Source organism: Peribacillus sp. P4_B1, from assembly GCF_056402395.1.
The window spans coordinates 37,934-61,160 of the sequence record NZ_JBFUHM010000016.1; the positions used below are offsets into that span (position 1 = coordinate 37,934).

A 23,227-nucleotide genomic window follows, 5' to 3' on the forward strand; every position below is an offset into this window, starting at 1 on the left:
GCGTAAAATGTAGGTATTTGTATGAAGTGATCATACAAGGATTATGATATAATTGCATCAATAAAAAACAGAGAGAGGGACTACAATTGGAAAAAAGAAAAGAAGTTTTTTCATGGATAAAAGCGATTGGGATTGCAGTCATTCTAGCTTTTTTAATTCGAACATATATTTTTGCACCGATTGTCGTGGACGGTGAGTCAATGATGCCGACTCTGCAAGACCACGAACGAATTGTTCTTAACAAGTTTGGAACGAATATCGATAGTATCCACCGGTTTGATATTGTTGTTTTTCATGCAACGGTAGATAAAGATTATATAAAAAGGGTTATCGGTCTGCCAGGTGACCATATTGAATATAAAGACGATACGCTTTATATTAATGGGAAAGCTTATAAAGAACCATATTTGGACAAATATAAGAAACAGATGGCAGGGTTGCCGCTGACTGAGCCCTTCAAGCTCGAAGATAAAACAGGCAGCATGACAGTGCCGGATAACCAACTGTTCCTTATGGGGGACAATCGCCAAAATAGTTTGGATAGCCGTGAAATCGGCACGATTTCCGTCGATGAAATTGTCGGCAAGGCGAATCTAGTGTATTGGCCGATCAAGGAAATGAAAATTGTGAAATAAGAGGAAGCGGACTCAGATATCGAGTCCGCTTTTTTTTGCCGTTTTTCATTACCGTAATGGGGAAACATTGACTGCCATTATCATACAAGTCCTTCAACAAAAAACGTGTCCATTCTTCTTTTTTTTTCTTTTTTTATGAAAATCAACTCATATGGGTTAAATTAGGTTATCCTATTAAAAAGAAGTAATCACGTTACCCAGGCCCGCATCAGAAATTGGATTACTTTATTAAAAGGGTGCTGAGATGGAGTACTATAGATGGATATAGTAAAAGATTTAATATCAAACTATGGTTATTTTGCGATATATGGACTGTTGGCCATTGGGATTATTGGCTTACCGGTACCTGATGAGTTCATGATGACTTTTGTCGGCTATTTGTCATCCATCTCCGTTTTGAATGTCCAGGGGGCATTCCTCGTCAGTTTCCTTGGATCGATATCCGGGATGCTTGTCAGTTATTTCATCGGGAAAAAGGTGGGTAAGCCTTTTTTGAGAAAGCATGGCAAATGGATCAAAATGACTCCCGCGAGGTTGGAAAAACTAGAGAATTGGTTCAATAAATACGGTCCTTGGACCATTATCATAGCCTATTTCATCCCAGGAGTTCGCCACTTCGCCAGTTACATGTCCGGAATGAATGGAATGGGGAAAAGAAAGTACTTTATATTTGCAGGTACAGGGGCTTTCAGCTGGTGTTTGGTATTTACGACTTTTGGCTATTTCATTGGTGTGTTAACTTAACTTATTACACTCATAGGTCAAATTACCAAGTTGAATCGGAAAATCCCGTTTCTGGATTTCAGAAACGGGATTTTCCATTTTCAGCTTTTATTATTGAGCAGAGTATCCGCCGTCGATGACAAGCTCGGCACCCGTAACGTATGAAGCGTCATCGGATGCTAGATAAAGCACGGCATTTGCAATATCTGCCGGCTGACCCAAACGCTGTAATGGAGTTGCCTTTATCATTTGATTCACTAACTCTTTTGACTCTACTAATTTTTATGTAATGGGTGTGTCGTCATCCTTCATCCTTTTCCAGCTTTCGTCTGAAGATCCCTCAAGTACAGTTCCATAGACGCTATCCAATCAGTGATAATGGCCMTTTTATTAGTCAATCTTCCCATCATGATCACTCCGGATTAGTTGTTATGACGATGAATATATGTTCAAGCTTCTTACTGGATAAAAAGTAGTTGTATATCTTAAATATTGCCGGAAAGTTGATATATTTTAATGGGCCTCCCATAACCCCTACAGGTTGCAATCGTTTTTAATCTTTTGAGATTGATAAGTTTGACTCCGTAGATTGTCAATATCCAAAATGGCTTAACCATTCTATTCGAAACTATTCATAAGTAACCTTGTAGAGGCAGCGCATGCATTAGGGTCCTCTATTTCCTGACCACTTTGGTAGGGGCACAACATGTTCAATTTTTGTACTTTTAATATATTTTTTATAACGTCATTCCAATTTTAACTTTTCAGACCTGAAAAAGTATTTTATGTAAAAAGGAGATCATTCAAATATGAATAACAAAATGTATCTTTCCTTGGCCATTCCGCTTACGATTTCGACGATGAGTACGCCCTTGCTCGGTGCGGTTGATACGGCTGTTGTTGGAAAATTGAGTGATCCCGCTTATATAGGCGGGGTAGCTGTCGGAACCATTATCTTTAACACGATGTATTGGCTTTTTGGATTTCTTCGTGTCAGTACATCTGCCTTTGCAGCACAAGCGGAGGGAGCGAGGGATGAAAATCAAAGCCTGATGGCTTTGATTCGGCCTTTTTTCATAGCAGCAATTATCGGTCTTCTTTTTATCGTGATCCAAAAACCCATTTTGAATGTTTCGTTAGGTGCAATCGGTCCGGAATCGGACGTTTCCGCCTTTGCTGCAGATTACTTCAGCATCCGGATATGGGGTGCACCTTTTGCATTATTGAACTATGTCATCCTAGGCTGGTTAATCGGGAAATCCAGGATAAAAACATCTTTGTTCATACAAGTTTTCATGAACGTGATCAATATTATCTTATGCCTGGTTTTCGTAAATGGCTTTTCATGGTCAGTATCAGGGGTTGCTGCCGCTTCATTGATATCAGAGATTGCCGCTTTTTTCCTGGGCTTGTGGGTGATTCGGAAAGCGGTTATCATACCGGATGCTTTTTCATTCCGGGAGGGGTTCGATCATGCTTCCCTGAAGAAAATGATGGTGGTCAACAGGGATTTATTCATCAGGACCATTTGCCTGATTACGGTTTTCAATCTTTTTACGGCTAAAGGAGCCACTTTCGGGACAGAGACATTGGCGGCCAACGCCGTACTCATACAAATCCATTACCTGATGGCCTATTGCTTTGATGGCTTCGCGAATGCGTCCAGTCTTCTAATTGGAAAGGCCATTGGTTCGAGAGATATCCACCTTTATAAAAAAACTCTCTCACTTTCTGCGCAGTGGGGCTTGTATGCCTCGCTCATACTTGCTATATCATACTATCTATTTAGCGATAAGGTCATACTCCTTTTCACGAATATCCCAGGTGTCATCGAACTGGCCCATGAATACGGACTTTGGATTGTCCTATTCCCTTTCACTGCCTTTATCGGACTCATTTTCTATGGGGTATTTACCGGTGCGACTGAAGCGGTTCCTATAAGAAACTCGATGCTCCTTGCACTATTGGCCTTTCTATTTGTCCAATTCTCAGCAGTCCCCCAGCATGGCAATCATGGATTATGGCTTGCATTTCTGGCATTCAGTTTAGGACGTTCCTTATTTTTAGCGTTATATATCCCAAGACTAAACCGAAAAGTAACGGAGTTAATGGATGAAGAGAGTCCAGTGAAATCACCTTCTTTTTAAAAAAAGAGGGTGTTTTTTATAATAAGGGGAATTTATCGGTAGTTTGACATTCGCAATAAAACGGGAATACGAAGAAAAGATAGCTACGCTTGGCGAATCAGATAGGAAAAGTGATAAAATGTAAAATATATATAAAAGAGGAGTTGACGTATTTTGAGTGAATTGAATTGGCGAGAAGAAGTTGAAAAACGGAAAATGGACCTATTGCTGGACACACAAAACTTATTGAAAATAAAAAGTGTATTGGATGAAGAGCATCCGACAGAGGAGGCCCCATTCGGTAAAGGGGTCAAGGAAGCGCTTGATTACATGCTTAAATTAGGCGAAAAAGACGGTTTTACTGTGAAAAATGTCGATAATGTCGCTGGCCATATTGAAATGGGTGAAGGCGAGGAGTTAATCGGTATTTTATGCCATGTCGACGTGGTACCTGAAGGAGATGGATGGAGTTCGGATCCGTTTGGCGCTGAAATCCGTAATGGCCGCATATATGCTCGTGGGGCAATCGATGATAAAGGACCGACGATGGCTGCCTATCATGCAATGAAGCTGGTCAGGGAGCTAGGAAAACCTTTGAACAAACGTGTAAGGATGATCATTGGAACGGATGAAGAATCGAACTGGCGCTGCGTTGACCGGTACTTTGAAGTTGAGGAAATGCCATCGATGGGCTTCGCACCAGATGCTGACTTCCCGATCATCAGTGCGGAAAAGGGAATTTGGGATTTCTCGGTTATCCAACCTGCCGATGCAGGAAATGGTACGAGCTCAAACGTGAATGTTATGGAATTTTCTTCAGGCCGAAGGACGAATATGGTACCGGATTTTGCTACGGCGACTGTGGAAGCGGCTAATCCAGTTGAAGTAGTGGCAAACTATAAGGCTTATTTGCAAAAATACTCATTGAAGGGCCAGGCCGTTCCGCAAAAAAATCAAGTTCTCCTTGAAATGAATGGTGTCTCGGCACATGCGATGGAACCGAAAAATGGAATAAATGCAGGTCTGCATTTAGCCGACTTTTTAGCTGGTCTCACTCTTGATCCGCATGCAAAAGCTTACTTCACTTTCATCAAGGATCGTTTGTTTGAAGATTCCCGTGGAAATAATTTAGGTGTGGCTTATTCGGATGAGCAAACAGGAGAATTGACGGTCAATGCCGGCGTTTTCAATTATTCTAAACAAAGGGACAGCTCGATTGGGTTCAGTATGCGCTATCCAGTGACGTTTGAGTGGGAACAGGAAAAGGCGGCATTGGAAGAGAGGCTTGCGGCATATAATTTGAAAGTGAAGACCAATTCGCATTCTACTCCACATTATGTGAGCAGTGAAAGCTTCTTGATTAAGACGTTGCAGCAAGTTTATGAAGCGGAGACAGGTGATAAAGCTGAGCTTCTTTCGATTGGCGGCGGCACCTACGCCCGTTCATTGAAAGAAGGTGTTGCATTCGGCCCACTTTTCCCTGGCAGCGAAGATATTGCGCATCAAAAAGATGAATATATTGATATTGAAGATATGCTAAAGGCCACGTCCATTTATGCACGTGCCATTCATGAATTGGCTAAATAAAAGGCTGAGAAGGAGAAAGACATGGGAAAAATCATTTTTAACGGCGACCTTAAAAGCAGGTCCGAAGTACAGGTTGACATTGAAGATCGGGGATATCAATTCGGTGATGGCGTCTATGAAGTCATCCGGGTTTATAATGGCGAATTATTTGCGGGAGACATGCATCTAAACCGGCTGATGGACAGTGCGAAGTTGATTCAGATGAAAGTTCCCTTTACTGTAACGGAAATCAAAACCCGCATGGAAGAGCTGATCGCTGAAGATCAACTGAAGGACGGTATCGTCTATATGCAGCTGACAAGGGGCGTATCTCCGCGAACACACTCATTTCCAACTGATGAGGTGGAACCGGTCTTTGTAGCCTATACGAAGGAAACGCCTTATACAGGAAAAATGAAGCCAGGGGTCAAGGCTGTTACCACCGACGATATACGCTGGCTGCGCTGTAATATTAAGAGTCTAAATCTGCTTGGTAATATAATGGCTAAACAGCAAGCGGTTGAAGCTGGCTGTGATGAAGCGATCCAGCATCGAGATGGCACGGTTACGGAGGGAAGTTCGTCAAATGTCTCAATCGTGGTGGATGGACTACTTAAAACGCATCCGGCCACCAACTTGATCCTGAATGGAATTACCCGTCAGGTGATGCTGAAACTTTGCGCTGAACATGGAATTCCCTATGTCGAAGAGACCTTCACTGTCGAGGACATGATGGCAGCCGATGAAGTCCTTTATACGAGCACAAGCGTCGAAGTGACACCAATTATAAATATCGATGGCCAATCGATTGCAGCCGGGGAACCCGGTCCGATAACCCAAAGAATTCAAAAACTGTTTTCCGAGGAAATCGAGAGGCAATGCGGTTCGGTTAAATAGATACAAACCCCCCTTTGCCGAAACTGGCAAGGGGATTTTTTTAAAATGCTTCTACTTTAAAGCCGGACATGAAAGATTTTTATCGTGCAATTGCCTGACTTCTAGTCAGAAGTATCCGAACCTCTTTTTACACCCCTTCGTTCACGTTAAAAACATCCACCTCATGCAGTTAAATTCATGTAAAAAAATTTTTTTGACATTTTCAAGATCCAGGAATATAATTGCTAATAACCTAAAAAGTTTACCCATTGCAACAATTTAAGTTGCGTGTAAAAAGGAGCTGAAATAGAAATGTCCGATGTATTGCATCAATCTTCCTCGAGAGGGATCAAACAACTGCTTCCTTATCTAGGGCCGGCCTTTATAGCAGCTGTGGCCTATATTGATCCAGGGAATTATGCTACCAATATTACTGCCGGATCTAAATATGGCTATACATTATTATGGGTTATCTTCGCATCTAATTTAATGGCTGTGCTGATTCAATCACTATCCGCTAAATTGGGGATAGCGACAGGAAAGAACCTACCTGAGTTATGCAGGGAGAAATTTTCGAAAAAGACATCATTCTTATTATGGATTCAAGCCGAAGCAGTCATAATGGCAACGGACTTAGCTGAATTCATAGGAGCGGCACTGGGAATTTATTTGCTATTTGACTTACCGCTCATCACATCGGCCATTATTGCAGCGATTGGTTCTTTTGCCATTTTGGAAATCCAGCGTAGAGGTTATCGGACATTCGAAGCCTTGATCACGGTCATGATATTTGTTGTGGTGATTGCCTTTGGTGCTCAAGTTTTTTATGCGAAACCTGACACTTCATCCGTTGTCTTAGGACTCTTCACTCCAAAATTCGAGGGAGTGGACAGTATTTTACTATCGGCAGGTATGCTTGGAGCTACCGTTATGCCACATGCGATTTACCTTCATTCCTCTTTAACTCAGAAGAGAATTGTCGGTAAAAACGATTTCGAAAGAAAAAGAATTTTTCGTTTTGAGTTAATTGATATTATCATTGCCATGTTGATTGCAGGTGGGATCAATGCCGCAATGGTCATTGTTTCAGCTGCCCTATTTCATAAGAATGGAATACTTGTAGAGGATTTGGATGTTGCCTATCAACAATTCGGTGCCATGCTTGGACCCTCTGTCGCGATGCTCTTTGGAATAGGCTTATTATTTGCCGGTTTATCCAGCTCATCCGTTGGTGTATTGACAGGTGATGTAGTCATGCAGGGATTCATTAAAAGACAAATACCGATCTATTTGAGAAGGGCCATATCGACGGTCCCGCCTCTGCTGATAATATTATGGGGAGTGAATCCATCTAAAGCACTTGTGATGAGTCAAGTTGTACTCTCGTTTGGCATCGCGTTTGCCTTAGTGCCATTGATCATGTTCACAAGCAATAAAAAGATCATGGGCAACCTGGTCAATCACAAAATCACCTCAAGCACTGCATGGCTCATAGCTGTACTCATCATCGGACTGAATTTGTTCCTTCTTTACGAAACGCTGTTCAGCTAAAAGGAGAAGAGGCAGATAAGGAACATTTTGACTGCACACCAATTGTTAGACAACATCTAACAATTGGAGGTGCAGTTTTTTTGGTTAATCCGTCCTTCCTTGCAATAATCCGCCCCAAACTATTATGAACAATCCCTCTGAAGGATTACTTCCTCTATAGCTTCGTTCACAGTATGGAAGGCAGGGATTCCAGTCTTTTTTTGATGGAGGGAATATTTATAAGGAAGTCCATGAAAGTATAGGTAATGGGGATTATGGTAAAATTAATGGGAAAACAGGAAGGGATGTTTGTGACCATGAATACTCATTTTTTCTTTGCTTTAGTATTACCTGATGATATTAAGTCTTATTTAAATGCTGTTACGGAACAGCTGAGGTCAGACTTTCCATTTAAGAAATGGCTGCATCCAGCCGATTATCATATTACGATGGCATTTTTGGGCAATGCCCCCGATCCATTGAAAAAGGACGCTTTGGAGCGTGTGGAGAGCAAGCTTGCTAATGAGGCCTCATTTGGTTTGAGACTCGGCGATATCGGCGGTTTTGGCAAGAGTGAGAGTCCAAGGATTCTATGGGCAGGTGTCAACCAGCAAGATAGGCTTTTTACCATTCAAAGAAAAATTTATAATTCATGTATCGAGGCCGGTTTTGAACTTGATAAAAAGCCGTTTAAGCCTCATATAACCCTGGCAAGAAAATTTGAGGGGGAAAGTCCCTTTTCGTTGGAGAGCGTCCGGCGGATGGCGAATTTGGAGGATAAGCATTTTGAAGCTGACCAGGTTGCGTTATATCAAACACATCTTGGAGCCTCGCCGTCATACGAGAAGATTTTCACGATACCCCTTGAAAAATAGAGTGAGAGGGGTGGTGGCTGTATGGCACAGCTCATAAAGATGCAGGATTATATTTCCCGGTATGAGCAGGATATTTATCGATATCCAACACAATTTGCACGGTTGAAAAAACAGCAATGGGATACATTGAAGGCTGCTTATAATGCGGGTGAGCTAGATCGGTTGTATAGCGAGTATGCTGAAAGTGGAACACAAGTCAAGATTGATACTTCACAGGAAGGGTCAAAGGGCCTGTTTAAAAGGGTGAAAGGCATATTCCACAGGGCAGATAAACAGGAGGCAGAGGCGGAAGAGTTGGCAATACAGAACCATGTTGAAAATACGAATGTATTTTCATTAAAGTTTCCGTTCCGTCCGGCCAGTCTGGATGAATTAAAGCAGAATTTTTTAAATCAATTGCTCCGCTTCCAAATGAAATGGGGAAGTTCGACGCTTCGAGAAAAGTCATTTGTGGACCAATCATTCTTTTTGGATGAAAGGCTCCGCTTTTTTCTGCAGCGTTTTCCGGATACGTTTCTTGTATTATATAAACCAATTTTTCTATTGAAAAATGCTCCTGTTGAAGTCGATGTCATTTTATTGACCCCAGTTGACGCTTGGTGCATCACTTTTCTGGAGGCCGAGGAAGACGCTGCTTTCATCGGTGGGAGTGATCGGTTCTGGGTCCGCAGGCATCATAAGCATCCTGATAAAAAAGTGCTCAACCCTCTGCTGGGCGCAAATCGGATGGGGAACATCGTCTCCCAGTTATTTGAGCTTTATGAAGTGAACGTGCCGATTAAGAAGGTGATTCTATCCCGGAATGGATATGTGGATTATCCCAAAGCTCCTAACGATATTACGATATTGGATAAACGGACCTTCCCGGATTGGTTTGATAGGCTGCGGAATATATCATCTCCTCTTAAGGCACAGCAGTTAAAAGGCGCACAGGCATTGCTGGAATATTGCCAAACTACATCCAGCCTGCGACCTGAATGGGATGCCGAATATAACCAAACAGAGGGAAATGAACATGCCGCCCCTTAATGACACGCTGTGTTACATTGTCAATCCAATGGCCGTGTAGAAAGCCGAGGAAATACTGAAATCAAAAGCTGTTCCCTATGAGGTGTTTTTTACAAGGGAAAAGAGGCAACGCTAAGATTGACGAAGCAAATACTATAAGGGACAAATCAGGAAACCCGGATGATCGCTGCTGGGGGAGATCAACCATTAATGAAATGATAAAAGGCGCAATTGGTTTTCTCATGCGATCATCGGCTCCCGTGCGGCAGGGTCTGGCAATGATTATGTAAGGGGCATTCAAAAAACTGAGAGTGTGGAAGAAGGCCTTCCTTTATTTTAGGATAACGATTTAGTGCAGTTGCCAATAGACAGTTCGAGTCGAATGATAAGGTTGGTTATTTTATGAATAGCCTTGGCATGGGAATTGATGCTGAAGTTTCCGCTGAAGGGGCCGTTCCCTTTTGAAAAAATGGTTTAATTTTGTCAGAGCGGGTAAATTTATTTATCTGTTCATTTTTATAAAAAAGTTATTTTCTTATCAGCCCAGCGGTATGGAGTTGCTCATTGATGAAAATCGGCAGCTTTTGAAACAGTATGGTTCATTGTCATTGCGAGCCAGCCATACTTTGGCGGTAGAATGAAAATTTCAACGATGTCAAAGCTGGATGATGTCAGGTTGAATGTGATTGCGGTCCATGATATTACATGGTTGAAATTATTGACCGTATTCATTTCACCTAAATATTAAAAATGTTGATTCTTTTTCTGGTAAAATGATAACAATGAGGAATCACATGTCAGTAAAAATCCAGTCTGATGGGGAAATTGTTGGAATGGATGAAGCAGCTGCAGTGGTTCTGAAAGAGAAAATCCGCTTCATGTTCAAGGATGATATTCCATGCAAAAATATGAAATGATTTATTTGTTTTTGTTTTATGCGTATAATCGTTCTATAGTACTTGACGAAGAAACCGTTTTTCAACTAAAATTTAATTTATGGCTATTGTTTAATTGCTCAATAGCTATTTTTTTATTTCTCTAAATGAGGATGTTTTTAATTGCGGGTATCATCCCGATGCACGTATATATGCAGCTTCGCCAGCAGGCGGATTTTTTATTAAACATGGACTCAAAGTAGTGGTATTACATACACTAGGTGAACGTACCCATATTTGTATGATTAAGCGAGGAAATCGAAGGTGAACCAGTTGGAACATTTATTAGGTCAGGAGTGGGATATATCCCCTGCTGGAGGAGCTACGGGAGAAGCCTTTATTGCCGAGAAAGAAGGGCAGAAGCTCTTCCTTAAACGAAATTCATCGCCATTTTTAGCTGTTCTTTCAGCTGAGGGCATTGTTCCAAAGTTAATGTGGACAAAACGCCTGGAAAATGGGGATGTAATTACGGCCCAGCATTGGATGGAAGGCAGGGAGCTATCTCAGCAGGAAATGAACAATATAAGAGTCGCAAAGCTGCTTCAAAAAATTCATCAATCCAATCCTTTGTTAAGCATGCTCAAAAGGCTTGGGAAATCCCCTTTACGACCTGAAAGTATACTTACAGACATAGAAACCGGGTTAACTTCGGATGTTACGGATATTCCGATTATCAAGGAAGCCATCCATTTTTTACAGAACAATCTCCTGTTGATTGAATGCGACGAAAAAGTCGTCTGTCATTGTGATGTGAACCATAATAATTGGCTCATGACCGAAACCGACGGATTGTTCCTGATTGATTGGGACGGAGCGGTCATTGGCGATCCGGCCATTGACCTCGGCATACTCCTGTATTCATATGTCCCAAGGGAAGAATGGAATCAATGGCTTGCCCGCTATGGCAAGAAGCTTGACGCAGGCCTGGAGATGAGGATGAAATGGCACACGGTTTCACAACTTGTGCTTTCCATCCAATGGCATCATCGTAGAAAGCGGTACGAGGAAAGAAATGAACTACTGCAAAAACTTGAAGCATTATTGATGGTTGACTGATCAGAATTGATCTATATCATCCACCCACTGGGACAAGTCGTTCTGGTGGGTTGATATATGTGCATCCAAATCGGCGGTACCGATGCCTGTCTGACTGTATTCGTAAATCTCTGTCAGTATCGTTTTCACATTGCTGTCAATATCCATGTTGATCATTAAGGATTTGACGAGCCTTTCAACCTGTTCACATTCAGCAACGGATCCGCAGCAGTCTTTTTGATGATTGGTTAATATATCTTTTAATAGTGACATTTGATGTTCATGGGAAATCGGCATTTAATACCTCTCCTTTCTTAAATATGGATTCTAGGGATTCCCAGGTGGTTCTCGCCTGCCCTTCACTTATTTATGGTGTGTTTTGCGGAAAGTTTTATACATGAAAACTACAGAGACTGTCGCCTGGATGGCCGGCAGTTTTTTTATTTGTTCAGTGGGTGCATGCAGGCTTTTTACTAAAAAAATCAACTTGCAGGAATCCATCCACTCGTGTTATGGTTTGAACGATTATATTATAAATAGGGGTGTCATCATGCGTTTAAGAAATAAACCTTGGGCTGAAGACCGTTTGAATGATTTTCCACAATATGTGATTCATCAGCCAGTGAGCCATAAAGGTAAATGGCATGAAGTTTTTGGTAACGATAATCCGTTATATATTGAAGTGGGTACGGGGAAAGGCCGTTTCATTACAGAAATGGCAAAAGCCCATCCTGATGTGAATTTCATTGGAATTGAAGTATATAGAAGCGTCATTGTAGCTGCACTGGACTTGCTGATTGAAGCAGAAGTTCCGAATTTAAAGCTGTTGAATGTTGACGCAGCGAACTTAGGCGAATATTTTGCAAAAGGTGACGTGGATCGCGTCTACTTGAATTTCTCTGATCCATGGCCAAAATCACGCCATGCAAAACGTCGGTTAACGTATAAGACATTCCTCGAAGTATATGAAGGAATCCTGCCAGACAATGGCGAGATTCATTTCAAGACGGATAACCAAGGGTTATTCGAATCTTCCTTGAAGAGTATTTCCGAATACGGCATGCTCTTGAAATATGTAAGCCTTGATCTGCATAACAGCAGTTTTGAAGGGAATATCATGACTGAATATGAAGAAAAGTTCTCGAGTAAAGGCAACCGGATATACCGATTGGAAGCAATGTTCCAATAATCATCGTTCAGAAACCAGGTGCACAGCATCTGGTTTTTAGTTTGTTAAAATCAAAAAATGTTCATATCTCCCTTATGTAAAAGACAGGATTAATGCTGTTAATCATCAAGGATGTCAAGGAAACTCAAGAGAGATTATATTGAAATGTATCCACCATTATCGTCCTACTATGGATTTCCTGGATTTACGTGAACGAGATGGATTGTTATCAATTTCAATATCTGGAAGCGGGTGTTAAACTAAAGGAAGAGGAGGGGTAAAATGGAAACGATGCAAATAGGGGAAATTAAATTAACATGGTTGAATGGCGGTGTAACTCACTTGGATGGTGGCGCGATGTTCGGTGTTGTACCGAAACCGCTTTGGGCCAAGAAGTATCCTGTTAACGAAAATAACCAAATCGAGTTACGTACTGATCCGATTTTAGTGCAGGCAAATGGATTGAACATGCTTATAGATTCCGGTATTGGTAATGGAAAGATGAATGACAAGCAAAGACGGAATTTTGGGGTGACGGAGGAATCCAATCTTGTTGAAGATCTTGGCAGACTTGGGATTCAGCCAAATGATATCGATTACATTTTAATGACGCATCTACATTTCGACCATGCCTGCGGTTTAACGAAACGTAAAGGTGAAAATTGGGTTCCTGTTTTCGAGCGTGCAGAAATTATTACAACCCAAACTGAATGGAAAGAAATGCAAAACCCGAATATTCGTTCAAAAAGTACATATTGGGCAGAAAACTGGGAGGCGGTCGCTTCTCTTATTCGTCCTTTTGAAGGGGAGCAAGAAATTACGGACGGCATTAAAATGGTCCATACTGGAGGTCATAGTGATGGACATGCAATCATCATCATTGAAGATGGCGGGGATAGATTGATCCACATGGCAGATATCATGCCGACGCACGCGCATGCGAATGTCCTCTGGGTCCTCGCTTATGACGACTATCCTATGACTTCCATCGAGGCGAAGGAAAAATGGATGAAATCCGGACTCGAAAATGGGTCCTGGTACAGCTTTTACCATGATGCCCACTATTGTGCCATCAAGTGGGATGTAACGGGTAAGGATATAATAGCCGAATTGAAACGGAAACGGTAAGCGGGAAAGCAAAAGGAGGACGTCATTTTGACTGCCCTCCTTTTTGTATCAATCATTTTGTGCATTAAGTTCCAATATCGTTCCTGTAGAGGCATCTGCAATAAATTCGAATTGCTCGCGTTGTCCCTCTGTGTTTCTAGTGATCCCGCCTTTGTACACTTCATAGTCCAAATCATTTTTTGTATAGTTTTCCGGCTTCATCAAGATCCATGAGCCATATATATTTCCATCCTTTTTGACTGTTTCCTTCACTTGGGCCAAGACTTTATCCGGAGAAGGTTTACTTGATTGATCCAATATTTGTTTTGTTGCATAGCCAGCGGCAAACCCGGCTGCAGTACCTAGTAAAAACGTTTTCCAATTCATTTATTTCTCCTCCATAGCATTTTTTAAAACCACTCCCACTAGTATACAGAAGAACACATTATTTGACTAATAATTTGAAATTTTAACCATTAACTGATAAATTAGAACTTTCTAGTGTAACATGAAGCTAAGTTCTGTAAAATAGTAAGTAACAATACAATACATAGGTTAGGGGTAAAAAAATGAATCATGAGACTTTAGAACTATTTAAAACATTGACGGAATTACCAGGAGCCTCGGGAAATGAACATGCAGTTCGGAGTTTCATGAGGAGTGAGCTGGAAAAGTATTCGGATGAAGTCGTCCAAGACCGCCTTGGCGGAATATTTGGCTTAAAAAGAGGGAATGAAGAAGGGCCGACTGTCCTGGTTGCCGGGCATATGGATGAGGTGGGCTTCATGGTCACTTCCGTAACGGAAAATGGAATGATTCGTTTTCAGACCCTTGGAGGCTGGTGGAGTCAAGTGCTTTTGGCCCAAAGAGTCGAAATCATTACAGATAACGGCCCGGTCATTGGTGTAATCGGTTCGATTCCTCCTCATTTGCTTGATGATTCGCAACGCTCAAAACCGATGGATATCAAAAATATGCTGATTGATATCGGGGCGGATGATAAGGAAGACGTGAAGCGAATCGGTATTAAGCCCGGTCAGCAGATTGTACCGATTTGTCCTTTCACGCCGATGGCCAATGAGAAAAAAATCCTTGCAAAAGCGTGGGATAATCGTTACGGGTGCGGACTTGCAATCGAATTGTTAAAAGATTTAAAAGATGAAACATTACCGAATATCTTATATTCCGGAGCAACCGTGCAGGAGGAAGTGGGATTACGGGGTGCGCAGACTGCAGCTCATATGATCAAACCGGATCTTTTCTTCGCTTTAGATGCAAGTCCGGCGAATGATATGTCCGGCAGTAAAAGTGAATTTGGCCAGCTAGGGAAAGGGGCACTACTCCGCATTTTTGATCGTTCGATGGTTACGCATCGCGGCATGAGGGAATTCATCCTTGATACGGCAGAATCGAATGATATTCCGTATCAATATTTCGTTTCCCAAGGAGGCACGGATGCAGGGCAGGTCCATATTGCAAATGAAGGAATTCCAAGCGGGGTGATTGGTATTTGCGCCCGCTATATTCATACACATGCATCCATGATTCATATTGATGATTATGCCGCTGCACGTGAACTGATTGGGAAATTGGTTCGTTCCTGCGATAAATCGACATTTGAGACTTTGATAAATAACGGTTGATGGAGGAAGCTGAAATGGAAAGGGATGCTGTCATGTATCCTTTTCCAGCAGCTTTTTTTTACATAGAAGGAAGGTAAGTATATTGAAAATAGCAGTAGGCAGTAAAAACCCGGCGAAAGTAAAGGCAGTGCTTGATGTATATGTAGAAGCTGAAATCATTTCGCTTCAAGTGGAAAGCGGGGTCTCGGACCAGCCATTTTCAGATGAGGAAACGTTGGATGGGGCAATGACACGTGCCCGGAATTGCTTAATTCACAGTGATGCTGAAATCGGTATCGGACTTGAAGGCGGTGTCGTGAAAATGGAACAGGGCCTATTTCTGTGTAATTGGGGTGCGATGGCCACGAGAGACGGTAAGGTCTTTGTAGCTGGCGGAGCGAGAATCCCACTACCCAAAATTGTTGCTGAGAAGCTGCTGGGCGGTCAAGAGTTGGGCCCGGTGATGGACGCCTTCACAAAGCAAGAGAATATTAGTAAAAAGGAAGGGGCGATCGGCGTGTTTACAAATGAGCGAATCACCAGGGGGGAAATGTTCCTTCATATCATGAGGATGCTTGCCGGTCAACACGAGTATAAGCTGAAAGTGAAAAAAGAGGATTTTTGAATCATGTCATGACAGAATGCATACTTCGGATCGGCGAATGCGGGTTCGAATCATGAAAAAAGAATACTGCCAAAACAGAGCAGGATCTGACAGGATTTTAATGAGCGGGGTTGCTAGTATAAATGACAAGGGGTGAAGCGGAATGGGGTGGGTTGAATCAATCCAGAAGGCGATCGGGTATATCGAGGAGCACTTATTGGAGGATCTGACAATCGAGAGCATTTCCAGGCAAGCGAATGCATCAGCTTTTCATTTTCAAAGGACATTCACCATTTTAACGGATATTTCGATTGGTGAATATATCCGGCGTCGAAGGTTGACATTAGCGGCCCAGGAGATTTCATCCACAAATGGCAAGGTCATTGATTTAGCCTACAAGTATGGCTATGACACTCCCGAGGCATTCTCAAAAGCTTTTCGAAGGCAGCATGGAGTATCTCCAAGTGAAGCCCGAAAGTATATGGGGAAGCTGAAATTCTATGAACGCCTGGTGATACAGGTGATTTTGAAAGGGGCAAAACCGATGAAATACAATATCCTCGAAAGGGATTCCTTTCAATTGATTGGAATCAAGCAAGAGTTTTCCTTGGTTAATGAAGAAAATTTGGTTGGGATTCCGATGTTGTGGGATAAAGTGAATGCGGATGGAACCAGCGATAGGTTAGGGAAGTTGAATAATGGCCAAATAGATGGCTTGATTGGTGTATGTGTCGATAAGCGGGCAGTGGAAAAAAATGAAACAATGGATTATTGGATAGGTGCAGAGTATACCGGGAAAGTGCCTGAAGAGTTTTCAACACTTACGATACCGGCTTCCAAATGGGTTGTATTTGAAGTTCACGGGCCAATGCCGGATGCCATTCAAAAAGCCTGGAAGCAAATTTTTTCCGAATGGTTCCCTACCAGCGGTTATGAACATGCCGGGACACCTGAATTGGAAGTATATGCGAATGATGACGCATCAAATCCTGATTATTATTCAGAAATTTGGATTCCCATTAGAAAGGGATAAGTTTTAACTCATAAAATATTGTTTTTCGCTTGTAGGGAGATTAGGCTCATCTCACTTTCCCTACAAGCTTTTTATTTAGGTATAGACCTTTTCTCGTTATCAATCAATCCACCCACATAGGGGGTCAAGCTCTTGGCCAGGAAGAATTACCGCCCATCTTCAAAAATATAAGAGAGCACCTTCATGGCTTGGTTCACGGATTCGACCGTGACACTCGCCTTTTCCGATAATTCCTTTAAGGCATGATGATGGGATTCTGAGCGAATCAAAATAAGCGGTTTACCCAGGGAAACGGCGGTGGTAGCGTCCATGGCAGTATTCCACTGTTTATATTTCTCGCCAAACAGAGCGACGACAAGATCAGCTTTTTTCATCATAAGACCTGTCCGCAAATTATTGATTTGGGAAGCGGCGGCATCCTTCAGAATAGGGTTCGGCTGTTCTCCGAGAATATCTTCACCAACATTATCGGAGCGTTCATGGTTTTCCATCGGACCGACAAATTCTAAGGGAAGCTTCAAGGCAGCGGCCTTATCTCTCAACTCACTTCTCCAATTCGAATGAATCTCCCCGGCAAGATACACGGTTAATTTCATAGTTTTCCTCCTCGGTATTTAAATTGCTTTCATTGTATCATGTTTTTTAGAAAATGGATGAATTCCATAAATAAGGATAATAGTATCCATAAGTGAGTACAAGAGAAGGCTGGAGGAATGACGATGGCTTTATCGAATGAAAAATTTCTTGTTTTCGTGTTAATTAGCAGTTTGCTTGTTGGTTGCTCAGGCATCGAGAGACAAACCGAAAAGGCGATGAAGGCTGCTGAAGTGGCTTTTCGTGACGATGAAAAACAGCCCAATATCGAGGCAGGGCTTATTCAGGTCTATCTGCCAAAGGATTTCAATGTAGTAGAAGAACATGAAAATAATTTGATTTTACAAAAAGGTGATAAGGCCTATATATTATTTGTCAATCCAAATGAAAAGGAAGACAGCTCCGTATTATTTTTGGCAACAAAGTTGCAGGGGGATCAATATTTAGTGCTGCATTCTTTTCAAAATGATGAAAAATTCGGCTTTATCTCGATAAAAGAGGCATCGAAGGAAAAGTATGAGCTTGCGGTGGGGATCGGTGCGGTCAAGCTGACAACCGAAACGGATAAAGACCACTTAAAAACCGATGCGAAACAAATGATGCAAGTCGTTTCATCTGTGCCCCAAAAATAAAATGCACCCCGAACTTTCCGGCCATTCAACCGATCCATATTAATGGTTGATTCGGGGAGAGTCTGGTATGATGGGATTATATAAACTGTCATTTAGAGCAGGAGGAATATTCAAATGGAAAATTTACAAACTATTGAGCAATTTGATACATTAAAAAATGAAGGCAAACATATTTTTCTTTTTTCAGCAGCATGGTGTGGAGATTGCCGTGTAATCGAACCGATAATCCCGGAGATTGAAACGAAATTTCCTGATTTTACGTTCATTCATGTGGACCGTGATGAATTCATCGATGTGTGTGCAGCTAATGATGTATTCGGTATACCAAGTTTCATCGCTTATGATAATGGCAAAGAGCTAGGTAGATTCGTGAGCAGGGACCGAAAAACACAAGAACAAATTGAGGAATTCATTCAATCACTATAATCAATTTCCCCTTCTCGCAGGGGATTTTTCAATGAAGAGGAGGGTCAATCATGAAAATGGACAGCACGAAGCTGAAAAATATCTTGAAGGAACGTTTAAAAGATGTTAATCGCACTTTCAAATTCGATAGCAAGCAAGATACGTTACGTGTGGAAAATGTGAAGACCGGGAAGGGGATCACCATTGAGTTGCCTCCTGTACTTGCTAACTATGAAAACGTACAGGAAAAAGCCATCGATGAAATTACCTATTATGTGGAAGAGGCCCTGAATGTAATGGGGGAAGATCACAGCATGGAAGGCAAGGAGAAATCCATTTTCCCAGTCATCCGCTCAACCTCCTTTCCTATGGAATCGGAAGACGGAAATCCATTTTTATTCGATGATCATACGGCTGAAACCCGGATTTTCTATGCCCTTGATTTAGGGAAGACCTACCGCCTTATAGATGAAAAGATGCTTCAACGGGAAAATTGGCAGGGTGACAGGATCCGTGAAATTGCCCTTTTCAATGCCCGTTCCCTCTCAACTGAAATGAAGTCGGATATCGTTGCAGGTAATGCATTTTATTTTTTGAACACGAATGACGGATATGATGCCAGCAGAATCCTAAATGAATCCTGGCTCCGGGAAATGAAGGATAAGGTCGAGGGAACCATGGCCGTGGCGATTCCGCATCAGGATGTCATCATCATTGCCGATGTGAAGAATGATACGGGTTATGATATTCTTGCGCAAATGGCCATGAGCTTCTTTGCCAGCGGTCATGTACCGATAACGGCTCTATCTTTCCTTTATGAAGAAAATGAGCTGGAGCCCATCTTCATTTTGGGTAAAAATAAAAAGCGTGAACTATAATATCTTGCAAAACATAAGGACCGTGTCAGCATGGAAAACTCCAGCTTGGCAGCGGTCCTGTTTTTTATGGAGAAGTATATACAAGTTTAATAGAGTTGAACTAAAAGAAAGTGAAGCATTTTCCAACAAGGACCCTGAACTGGCTTGTTTCGTGAAAAATAGCCCGGAAAGCATGAATGACAAAGATCTTAAGAAGGTTAGGAATTTCCGATTTTCTCAGGTTCAGAAGATTTTTCGTATTATGCAGAAAAGATTCCAGGCTGCTTCTTTTACATCGGCTGTAAACCGAAAGGGATGGAGAAGGCATAATTCAATTACCATCCTAAATTCGATATTGATGAAGATGCCCTTTGATCGCTTCCAAATTAGTGGCGCAGGTTGTAAGCAGCTTTTATGAATGGGAATAGTACCATTGGTCTTTTTTTGCAAAAAAACGTTGGAACCCACAAAACACCGTTCAGTATTAACGAACGGTGTTTTATAGGCTTCGGCAGTTTGGATGCCACCGGAGGTTCCATGAAGGATGATGCAATGATTTGACCAGTCTCCACCCGGTTTGCATGTAAACTTAATCTCATTGTAAAGGTGATTTAACAGCGGTGTTTTATTTTAATAGTAGACTAGAGGCTGAGGGTATTTCACAATGGATAGGTTTAAACTCATTCCACAAGGGGTTTAATAGGATAGGAGTTCTGCGGAATAGGTAGAGTTAGTAAAGAATTCGATAAAAAAGCAGATACAAATCCCAATTTAGCTTAAATTTTCTCGATATTTTAAAAATAACTGGTAGAATTAGTTACATAACTACAGATGTAGAAAGAGTGATACGTTTGAAATGGCTAAATAAGATGAAAAAATGGTTCCAAGCAGAGGAAATTATTGAAATCGAAGAAATTATTATAGATGAACCGCTTGATGAAGAGACATTAAGAAATATGGATTTTTCGAAGCTGCCGAAGTCAAAGAAAGAAGAAATAAAAGTTTACAATCAAACAGTGGAAAAAATGTCACAGACTCCAGATCCGGATACGAAAATCCTGTTTCAATATCCCAAAGGACAGTTCAAGTTTCCGCTCATTCCTGACCGGGAGCAGAAAAAAAGAAAGCCTAGGGAAAGAAACCGGGAAAATCACGAACAAGAGCAGGGGAATGTGACCAAAGAAACGAGAAGGCCTGTTAGGGATCCCGAAACAAAACGGAGAAGCTTAGATCGGGAGGAAAACTCGAAAATAGTCCCTTCAAATACTCCATTCCGCCCAACGGAAATCCCTTCACCCATTTATGGGTTCCGTCGTCCGGAAAAAAAGATAGTCCCTTCTGAAGGAATTGTCGAATATGAATTAGAAAGCAAATTGCCCGTCCTTAATAAAGAAAAACCCGATATTGAGATTCCAGGATCCATCCCTGAAACCCCTAAAGCCTTTGAGGAATTGACGATAAAACCATCTGTTCTTGTACAAGAGCAAGCGGAAAAAAAAAGGGAAGGGGCGGAGATACCCGCTTTCTTTCGTAAGAAGTCCATTGAGGCACGACCTGAAGAAGCGGTAAGTGAGCCTGTTATAGATGAGCATGCGGAAGAAAAAGAGTCTTATGAACAGGACCCAATTGATTTTGGACGCGAAGTCGCTGTATCCATCATGGACAAGCCGGCTGAAGCTATATCGGTCCCGGTACAATCGACTCAACCACCTGTAAGTCACGGGATCCATCCAGAAAGTGATCCATCAGAGGCAAAACCGGAAAAACAGCCTAATCGTCCGAAAAAACATATCCCATTTAATGTGATGATGCTTAAGCAAGACCGGGAAAAAAATGAGTTCATGAATAAAATGCTGCCGGAAAAAAAAAGCCCTAATGCCGAAAGGGTAATCGTTTCACCTGATAAGCGATCTCTGATCAATGCTGATGAAACGGAGGCAGGACAAGCGAAACCATCCTCCATTCCTGAACGGAAACCGGAGGATGGCAAAGTAATGTCGAAGGAGGAGACTCCGGTCATTCAAGAACCCTCAACCTTAGTGGATACTGAATATGGCAACGTAACGGTCGCAGTGCCTGACAAAACAGCTGAATCCAATATCGGTTCGACTCCTGTCTTTAAGCCTACATTTGAACAGGGACATCACATTTCTGAAAATGGGAATCAAGAAGCTGATAATACAGGGGCTTCAGCAGAAGGTTGGCAGAGCGATACCCCGGAAGTGTTTGGTTCCGTTGAAGCCGATGATAATCCATACTATGTGTTTCCGAATATCGAGTTGCTGACACCTCCCACTTATGCTGTGCATGATGATGAGTGGCTCGAAGAACAGACTTTATTACTTGATGAGACCTTGAAAAACTTCAATGTCCGTGCTAAGGTCGTCAATGTCACTCAAGGACCGGCAGTAACCCGATTCGAGGTGCATCCGGAACCCGGTGTGAAGGTGAATAAAGTGACGAACCTGATGGATGACATCAAATTAAGCCTTGCCGCTCAGGATATGCGGATGGAAGCGCCTATACCGGGTAAACATACAATTGGGATCGAGATTCCGAACAGGAAAAGCAAGCCGGTATTTTTGCGGGAGGTTTTGGAAAGTAATGAGTTTCAAGAGCATGAATCACCGCTTGCTGTGGCTTTGGGTCTAGATATATCCGGTCAGCCGATAATCACGGATTTGAGGAAGATGCCGCATGGATTGATAGCCGGGCAAACGGGATCGGGGAAAAGTGTCTGTATCAACACCATGCTGGTAAGCTTGCTGTATAAAGCGACGCCGCAGGAGTTGAAATTGCTGTTGATCGATCCCAAAATGGTCGAACTTGCCCCATATAATCGAATCCCGCATTTGGTCAGTCCAGTCATAACCGATGTAAAAGCGGCTACGGCCGCGCTTAAATGGGCGGTAGAGGAAATGGAACGGCGTTATGAATTGTTTGTACATGCCGGTGTACGTGATATCACCCGCTTTAATGACCAAGCGGAAAAAGCCGGTCAATTTTCAAGCAAGCTGCCTTATATCCTAGTGATCATCGATGAGCTTGCGGATCTAATGATGATGTCCCCGGCTGATGTAGAGGAAGCGATTTGCCGGATTGCTCAAAAGGCCCGGGCCTGTGGCATTCATTTGATTGTAGCCACTCAGAGACCGTCTGTCGATGTCATAACTGGATTGATCAAGGCAAATATCCCGACAAGGATCGCTTTTTCGGTTTCTTCACAAGTCGACTCCCGTACGATCATCGATAGCGGAGGTGCGGAAAAACTGTTGGGAAGAGGCGATATGTTATTTGCTGAAAACGGCTCTTCAAAAACGGTTCGCCTGCAAGGGACTTTTGTAAGTGATGAAGAAATCGATCAAGTTGTCAACCATGTCAAACTGGAGCAGCAGCCTAAATATCTGTTTGAACAGGAAGACTTGTTGAACAGGGCCCAGGTCACGGAAGAAGCGGATGAACTATTTTTCGAGGCATGTGAATTTGTCGTGAGCCAACAGGCTGCATCTGCATCGAGTGTCCAAAGGCGCTTCCGTGTCGGTTACAACCGTGCAGCGCGTTTAATAGAAATGATGGAGCAGCAAGGAGTCGTTTCTGAATCCAGGGGCTCAAGGCCCAGGGATGTTTTGATTACGGAAGAAGAACTGGAATTTTTACATGTTAATTAAGAGAACCTATTAAAAGGAAATTGTATATAATGTAAAAGGGTGAAAACCTTGTTATTATCACGTTAATTGAGGCAAAAGCCAATGATTTTATAAATTGGAACCTCCCTGACATGGATGAATGAATAAAAAAGTGATATAATAGTTTTTTGTTGATGAATGATTGAAAATATAAGCATGAAAAACTATGAAGAAATTGCGTTTCTAACAAGTCTCGTAATGAAAAAACAA

At 42.1% G+C, this 23,227-nt stretch carries 23 protein-coding genes and 1 pseudogene; 20 read left to right on the forward strand and 4 right to left on the reverse strand.

Annotation, left to right across the window (positions count from 1 at the left end; genetic code table 11):
- The first annotated feature begins 86 nt into the window (after nt 1-86).
- Nucleotides 87-635, forward strand: a complete 549-nt coding sequence (gene lepB / locus AC1DVK_RS11425; RefSeq protein ID WP_089363600.1) for a signal peptidase I — start codon at nt 87-89, stop codon at nt 633-635.
- Nucleotides 636-893: 258 nt separating this feature from the next.
- On the forward strand, nt 894-1,379 hold the full coding sequence (locus AC1DVK_RS11430; RefSeq protein ID WP_061464436.1) for a DedA family protein: 486 nt from the start codon (nt 894-896) through the stop codon (nt 1,377-1,379).
- Nucleotides 1,380-1,469: 90 nt separating this feature from the next.
- Here the strand turns inward: AC1DVK_RS11430 and AC1DVK_RS11435 are convergent.
- A pseudogene (locus AC1DVK_RS11435) lies at nt 1,470-1,637 on the reverse strand (SDR family oxidoreductase); the annotation flags it as partial.
- 530 nt (nt 1,638-2,167) lie between these two features.
- Between AC1DVK_RS11435 and AC1DVK_RS11440 the strand changes: the two are divergent.
- The 9 genes from AC1DVK_RS11440 to AC1DVK_RS11480 all read left to right on the forward strand — a co-directional run bounded on the left by AC1DVK_RS11440 (nt 2,168) and on the right by AC1DVK_RS11480 (nt 11,330).
- Entirely contained in the window at nt 2,168-3,505 is a 1,338-nt protein-coding gene (locus AC1DVK_RS11440) for an MATE family efflux transporter (protein WP_284469997.1), read from the forward strand.
- Between the two features lie 153 nt (nt 3,506-3,658).
- Nucleotides 3,659-5,071: a dipeptidase PepV gene (pepV, locus tag AC1DVK_RS11445; protein WP_477626522.1), complete on the forward strand. Its 1,413-nt coding sequence runs from the start codon at nt 3,659-3,661 to the stop codon at nt 5,069-5,071.
- Between the two features lie 21 nt (nt 5,072-5,092).
- A complete protein-coding gene (gene dat / locus AC1DVK_RS11450; RefSeq protein ID WP_477626523.1) occupies nt 5,093-5,947 on the forward strand; it encodes a D-amino-acid transaminase in 855 nt (284 codons plus the stop codon).
- A 291-nt stretch (nt 5,948-6,238) separates the two neighbouring features.
- A complete protein-coding gene (locus tag AC1DVK_RS11455) occupies nt 6,239-7,477 on the forward strand; it encodes an Nramp family divalent metal transporter (protein WP_089363605.1) in 1,239 nt (412 codons plus the stop codon).
- A 254-nt stretch (nt 7,478-7,731) separates the two neighbouring features.
- A complete protein-coding gene (gene thpR / locus AC1DVK_RS11460) occupies nt 7,732-8,331 on the forward strand; it encodes an RNA 2',3'-cyclic phosphodiesterase (protein WP_477626524.1) in 600 nt (199 codons plus the stop codon).
- Nucleotides 8,332-8,352: 21 nt separating this feature from the next.
- Entirely contained in the window at nt 8,353-9,360 is a 1,008-nt protein-coding gene (locus AC1DVK_RS11465; RefSeq protein ID WP_477626525.1) for an NERD domain-containing protein, read from the forward strand.
- Nucleotides 9,361-9,800: 440 nt separating this feature from the next.
- Complete coding sequence (locus tag AC1DVK_RS11470; protein ID WP_477626526.1) at nt 9,801-9,980, forward strand: hypothetical protein; 180 nt, start codon at nt 9,801-9,803, stop codon at nt 9,978-9,980.
- Between the two features lie 153 nt (nt 9,981-10,133).
- Entirely contained in the window at nt 10,134-10,256 is a 123-nt protein-coding gene (locus AC1DVK_RS11475) for a hypothetical protein (protein WP_284149540.1), read from the forward strand.
- Nucleotides 10,257-10,547: 291 nt separating this feature from the next.
- Entirely contained in the window at nt 10,548-11,330 is a 783-nt protein-coding gene (locus tag AC1DVK_RS11480; protein WP_284470002.1) for a phosphotransferase family protein, read from the forward strand.
- Here AC1DVK_RS11480 and AC1DVK_RS11485 read toward each other — a convergent pair whose 3' ends face one another.
- Nucleotides 11,331-11,606 (reverse strand): YtzH-like family protein, encoded by a 276-nt coding sequence (locus tag AC1DVK_RS11485; RefSeq protein ID WP_089363608.1) that lies wholly within the window; start codon nt 11,604-11,606, stop codon nt 11,331-11,333.
- 253 nt (nt 11,607-11,859) lie between these two features.
- Here AC1DVK_RS11485 and trmB point away from each other — a divergent pair, with 253 nt between their 5' ends.
- Both trmB and AC1DVK_RS11495 read left to right on the forward strand, forming a co-directional pair.
- Nucleotides 11,860-12,498: a tRNA (guanosine(46)-N7)-methyltransferase TrmB gene (gene trmB / locus AC1DVK_RS11490; RefSeq protein WP_061464427.1), complete on the forward strand. Its 639-nt coding sequence runs from the start codon at nt 11,860-11,862 to the stop codon at nt 12,496-12,498.
- Between the two features lie 261 nt (nt 12,499-12,759).
- Entirely contained in the window at nt 12,760-13,605 is an 846-nt protein-coding gene (locus tag AC1DVK_RS11495; RefSeq protein ID WP_061464426.1) for a YtnP family quorum-quenching lactonase, read from the forward strand.
- Nucleotides 13,606-13,653: 48 nt separating this feature from the next.
- On the opposite strand, the gene AC1DVK_RS11500 is transcribed toward AC1DVK_RS11495, so the two are convergent.
- Entirely contained in the window at nt 13,654-13,971 is a 318-nt protein-coding gene (locus AC1DVK_RS11500) for a PepSY domain-containing protein (protein ID WP_125160196.1), read from the reverse strand.
- Between the two features lie 182 nt (nt 13,972-14,153).
- Between AC1DVK_RS11500 and AC1DVK_RS11505 the strand changes: the two genes are divergently transcribed.
- The 3 genes from AC1DVK_RS11505 to AC1DVK_RS11515 all read left to right on the forward strand — a co-directional run bounded on the left by AC1DVK_RS11505 (nt 14,154) and on the right by AC1DVK_RS11515 (nt 16,843).
- A complete protein-coding gene (locus AC1DVK_RS11505; protein WP_410863633.1) occupies nt 14,154-15,227 on the forward strand; it encodes a M42 family metallopeptidase in 1,074 nt (357 codons plus the stop codon).
- A gap of 82 nt (nt 15,228-15,309) precedes the next feature.
- Complete coding sequence (locus AC1DVK_RS11510; protein WP_410863632.1) at nt 15,310-15,831, forward strand: DUF84 family protein; 522 nt, start codon at nt 15,310-15,312, stop codon at nt 15,829-15,831.
- A 142-nt stretch (nt 15,832-15,973) separates the two neighbouring features.
- On the forward strand, nt 15,974-16,843 hold the full coding sequence (locus AC1DVK_RS11515; protein WP_089363611.1) for an AraC family transcriptional regulator: 870 nt from the start codon (nt 15,974-15,976) through the stop codon (nt 16,841-16,843).
- A gap of 146 nt (nt 16,844-16,989) precedes the next feature.
- Here the strand turns inward: AC1DVK_RS11515 and AC1DVK_RS11520 are convergent, their stop codons facing one another.
- Entirely contained in the window at nt 16,990-17,439 is a 450-nt protein-coding gene (locus AC1DVK_RS11520) for a YtoQ family protein (protein WP_089363612.1), read from the reverse strand.
- A 123-nt stretch (nt 17,440-17,562) separates the two neighbouring features.
- Between AC1DVK_RS11520 and AC1DVK_RS11525 the strand changes: the two genes are divergently transcribed.
- The 4 genes from AC1DVK_RS11525 to AC1DVK_RS11540 all read left to right on the forward strand — a co-directional run bounded on the left by AC1DVK_RS11525 (nt 17,563) and on the right by AC1DVK_RS11540 (nt 22,999).
- On the forward strand, nt 17,563-18,069 hold the full coding sequence (locus tag AC1DVK_RS11525) for a hypothetical protein (protein ID WP_089363613.1): 507 nt from the start codon (nt 17,563-17,565) through the stop codon (nt 18,067-18,069).
- A gap of 114 nt (nt 18,070-18,183) precedes the next feature.
- Entirely contained in the window at nt 18,184-18,495 is a 312-nt protein-coding gene (locus tag AC1DVK_RS11530) for a thioredoxin family protein (RefSeq protein ID WP_089363614.1), read from the forward strand.
- A 50-nt stretch (nt 18,496-18,545) separates the two neighbouring features.
- Nucleotides 18,546-19,352 (forward strand): DUF1444 domain-containing protein, encoded by an 807-nt coding sequence (locus tag AC1DVK_RS11535; protein ID WP_061464418.1) that lies wholly within the window; start codon nt 18,546-18,548, stop codon nt 19,350-19,352.
- 830 nt (nt 19,353-20,182) lie between these two features.
- A complete protein-coding gene (locus tag AC1DVK_RS11540; protein WP_477626527.1) occupies nt 20,183-22,999 on the forward strand; it encodes a DNA translocase FtsK in 2,817 nt (938 codons plus the stop codon).
- The last annotated feature ends 228 nt before the right edge of the window (nt 23,000-23,227 follow it).

Coding starts and splice junctions, on each gene's coding strand:
- AC1DVK_RS11430 (WP_061464436.1), top strand. CDS start 894: ATGGATATAGTAAAAGATTTAATATCAAACTATGGTTATTTTGCGATA.
- AC1DVK_RS11440 (WP_284469997.1), top strand. CDS start 2,168: ATGAATAACAAAATGTATCTTTCCTTGGCCATTCCGCTTACGATTTCG.
- dat (WP_477626523.1), top strand. CDS start 5,093: ATGGGAAAAATCATTTTTAACGGCGACCTTAAAAGCAGGTCCGAAGTA.
- AC1DVK_RS11455 (WP_089363605.1), top strand. CDS start 6,239: ATGTCCGATGTATTGCATCAATCTTCCTCGAGAGGGATCAAACAACTG.
- thpR (WP_477626524.1), top strand. CDS start 7,732: ATGGTAAAATTAATGGGAAAACAGGAAGGGATGTTTGTGACCATGAAT.
- AC1DVK_RS11465 (WP_477626525.1), top strand. CDS start 8,353: ATGGCACAGCTCATAAAGATGCAGGATTATATTTCCCGGTATGAGCAG.
- AC1DVK_RS11475 (WP_284149540.1), top strand. CDS start 10,134: ATGTCAGTAAAAATCCAGTCTGATGGGGAAATTGTTGGAATGGATGAA.
- AC1DVK_RS11485 (WP_089363608.1), bottom strand. CDS start 11,606: ATGCCGATTTCCCATGAACATCAAATGTCACTATTAAAAGATATATTA.
- trmB (WP_061464427.1), top strand. CDS start 11,860: ATGCGTTTAAGAAATAAACCTTGGGCTGAAGACCGTTTGAATGATTTT.
- AC1DVK_RS11495 (WP_061464426.1), top strand. CDS start 12,760: ATGGAAACGATGCAAATAGGGGAAATTAAATTAACATGGTTGAATGGC.
- AC1DVK_RS11500 (WP_125160196.1), bottom strand. CDS start 13,971: ATGAATTGGAAAACGTTTTTACTAGGTACTGCAGCCGGGTTTGCCGCT.
- AC1DVK_RS11505 (WP_410863633.1), top strand. CDS start 14,154: ATGAATCATGAGACTTTAGAACTATTTAAAACATTGACGGAATTACCA.
- AC1DVK_RS11515 (WP_089363611.1), top strand. CDS start 15,974: ATGGGGTGGGTTGAATCAATCCAGAAGGCGATCGGGTATATCGAGGAG.
- AC1DVK_RS11520 (WP_089363612.1), bottom strand. CDS start 17,439: ATGAAATTAACCGTGTATCTTGCCGGGGAGATTCATTCGAATTGGAGA.
- AC1DVK_RS11525 (WP_089363613.1), top strand. CDS start 17,563: ATGGCTTTATCGAATGAAAAATTTCTTGTTTTCGTGTTAATTAGCAGT.
- AC1DVK_RS11530 (WP_089363614.1), top strand. CDS start 18,184: ATGGAAAATTTACAAACTATTGAGCAATTTGATACATTAAAAAATGAA.
- AC1DVK_RS11535 (WP_061464418.1), top strand. CDS start 18,546: ATGAAAATGGACAGCACGAAGCTGAAAAATATCTTGAAGGAACGTTTA.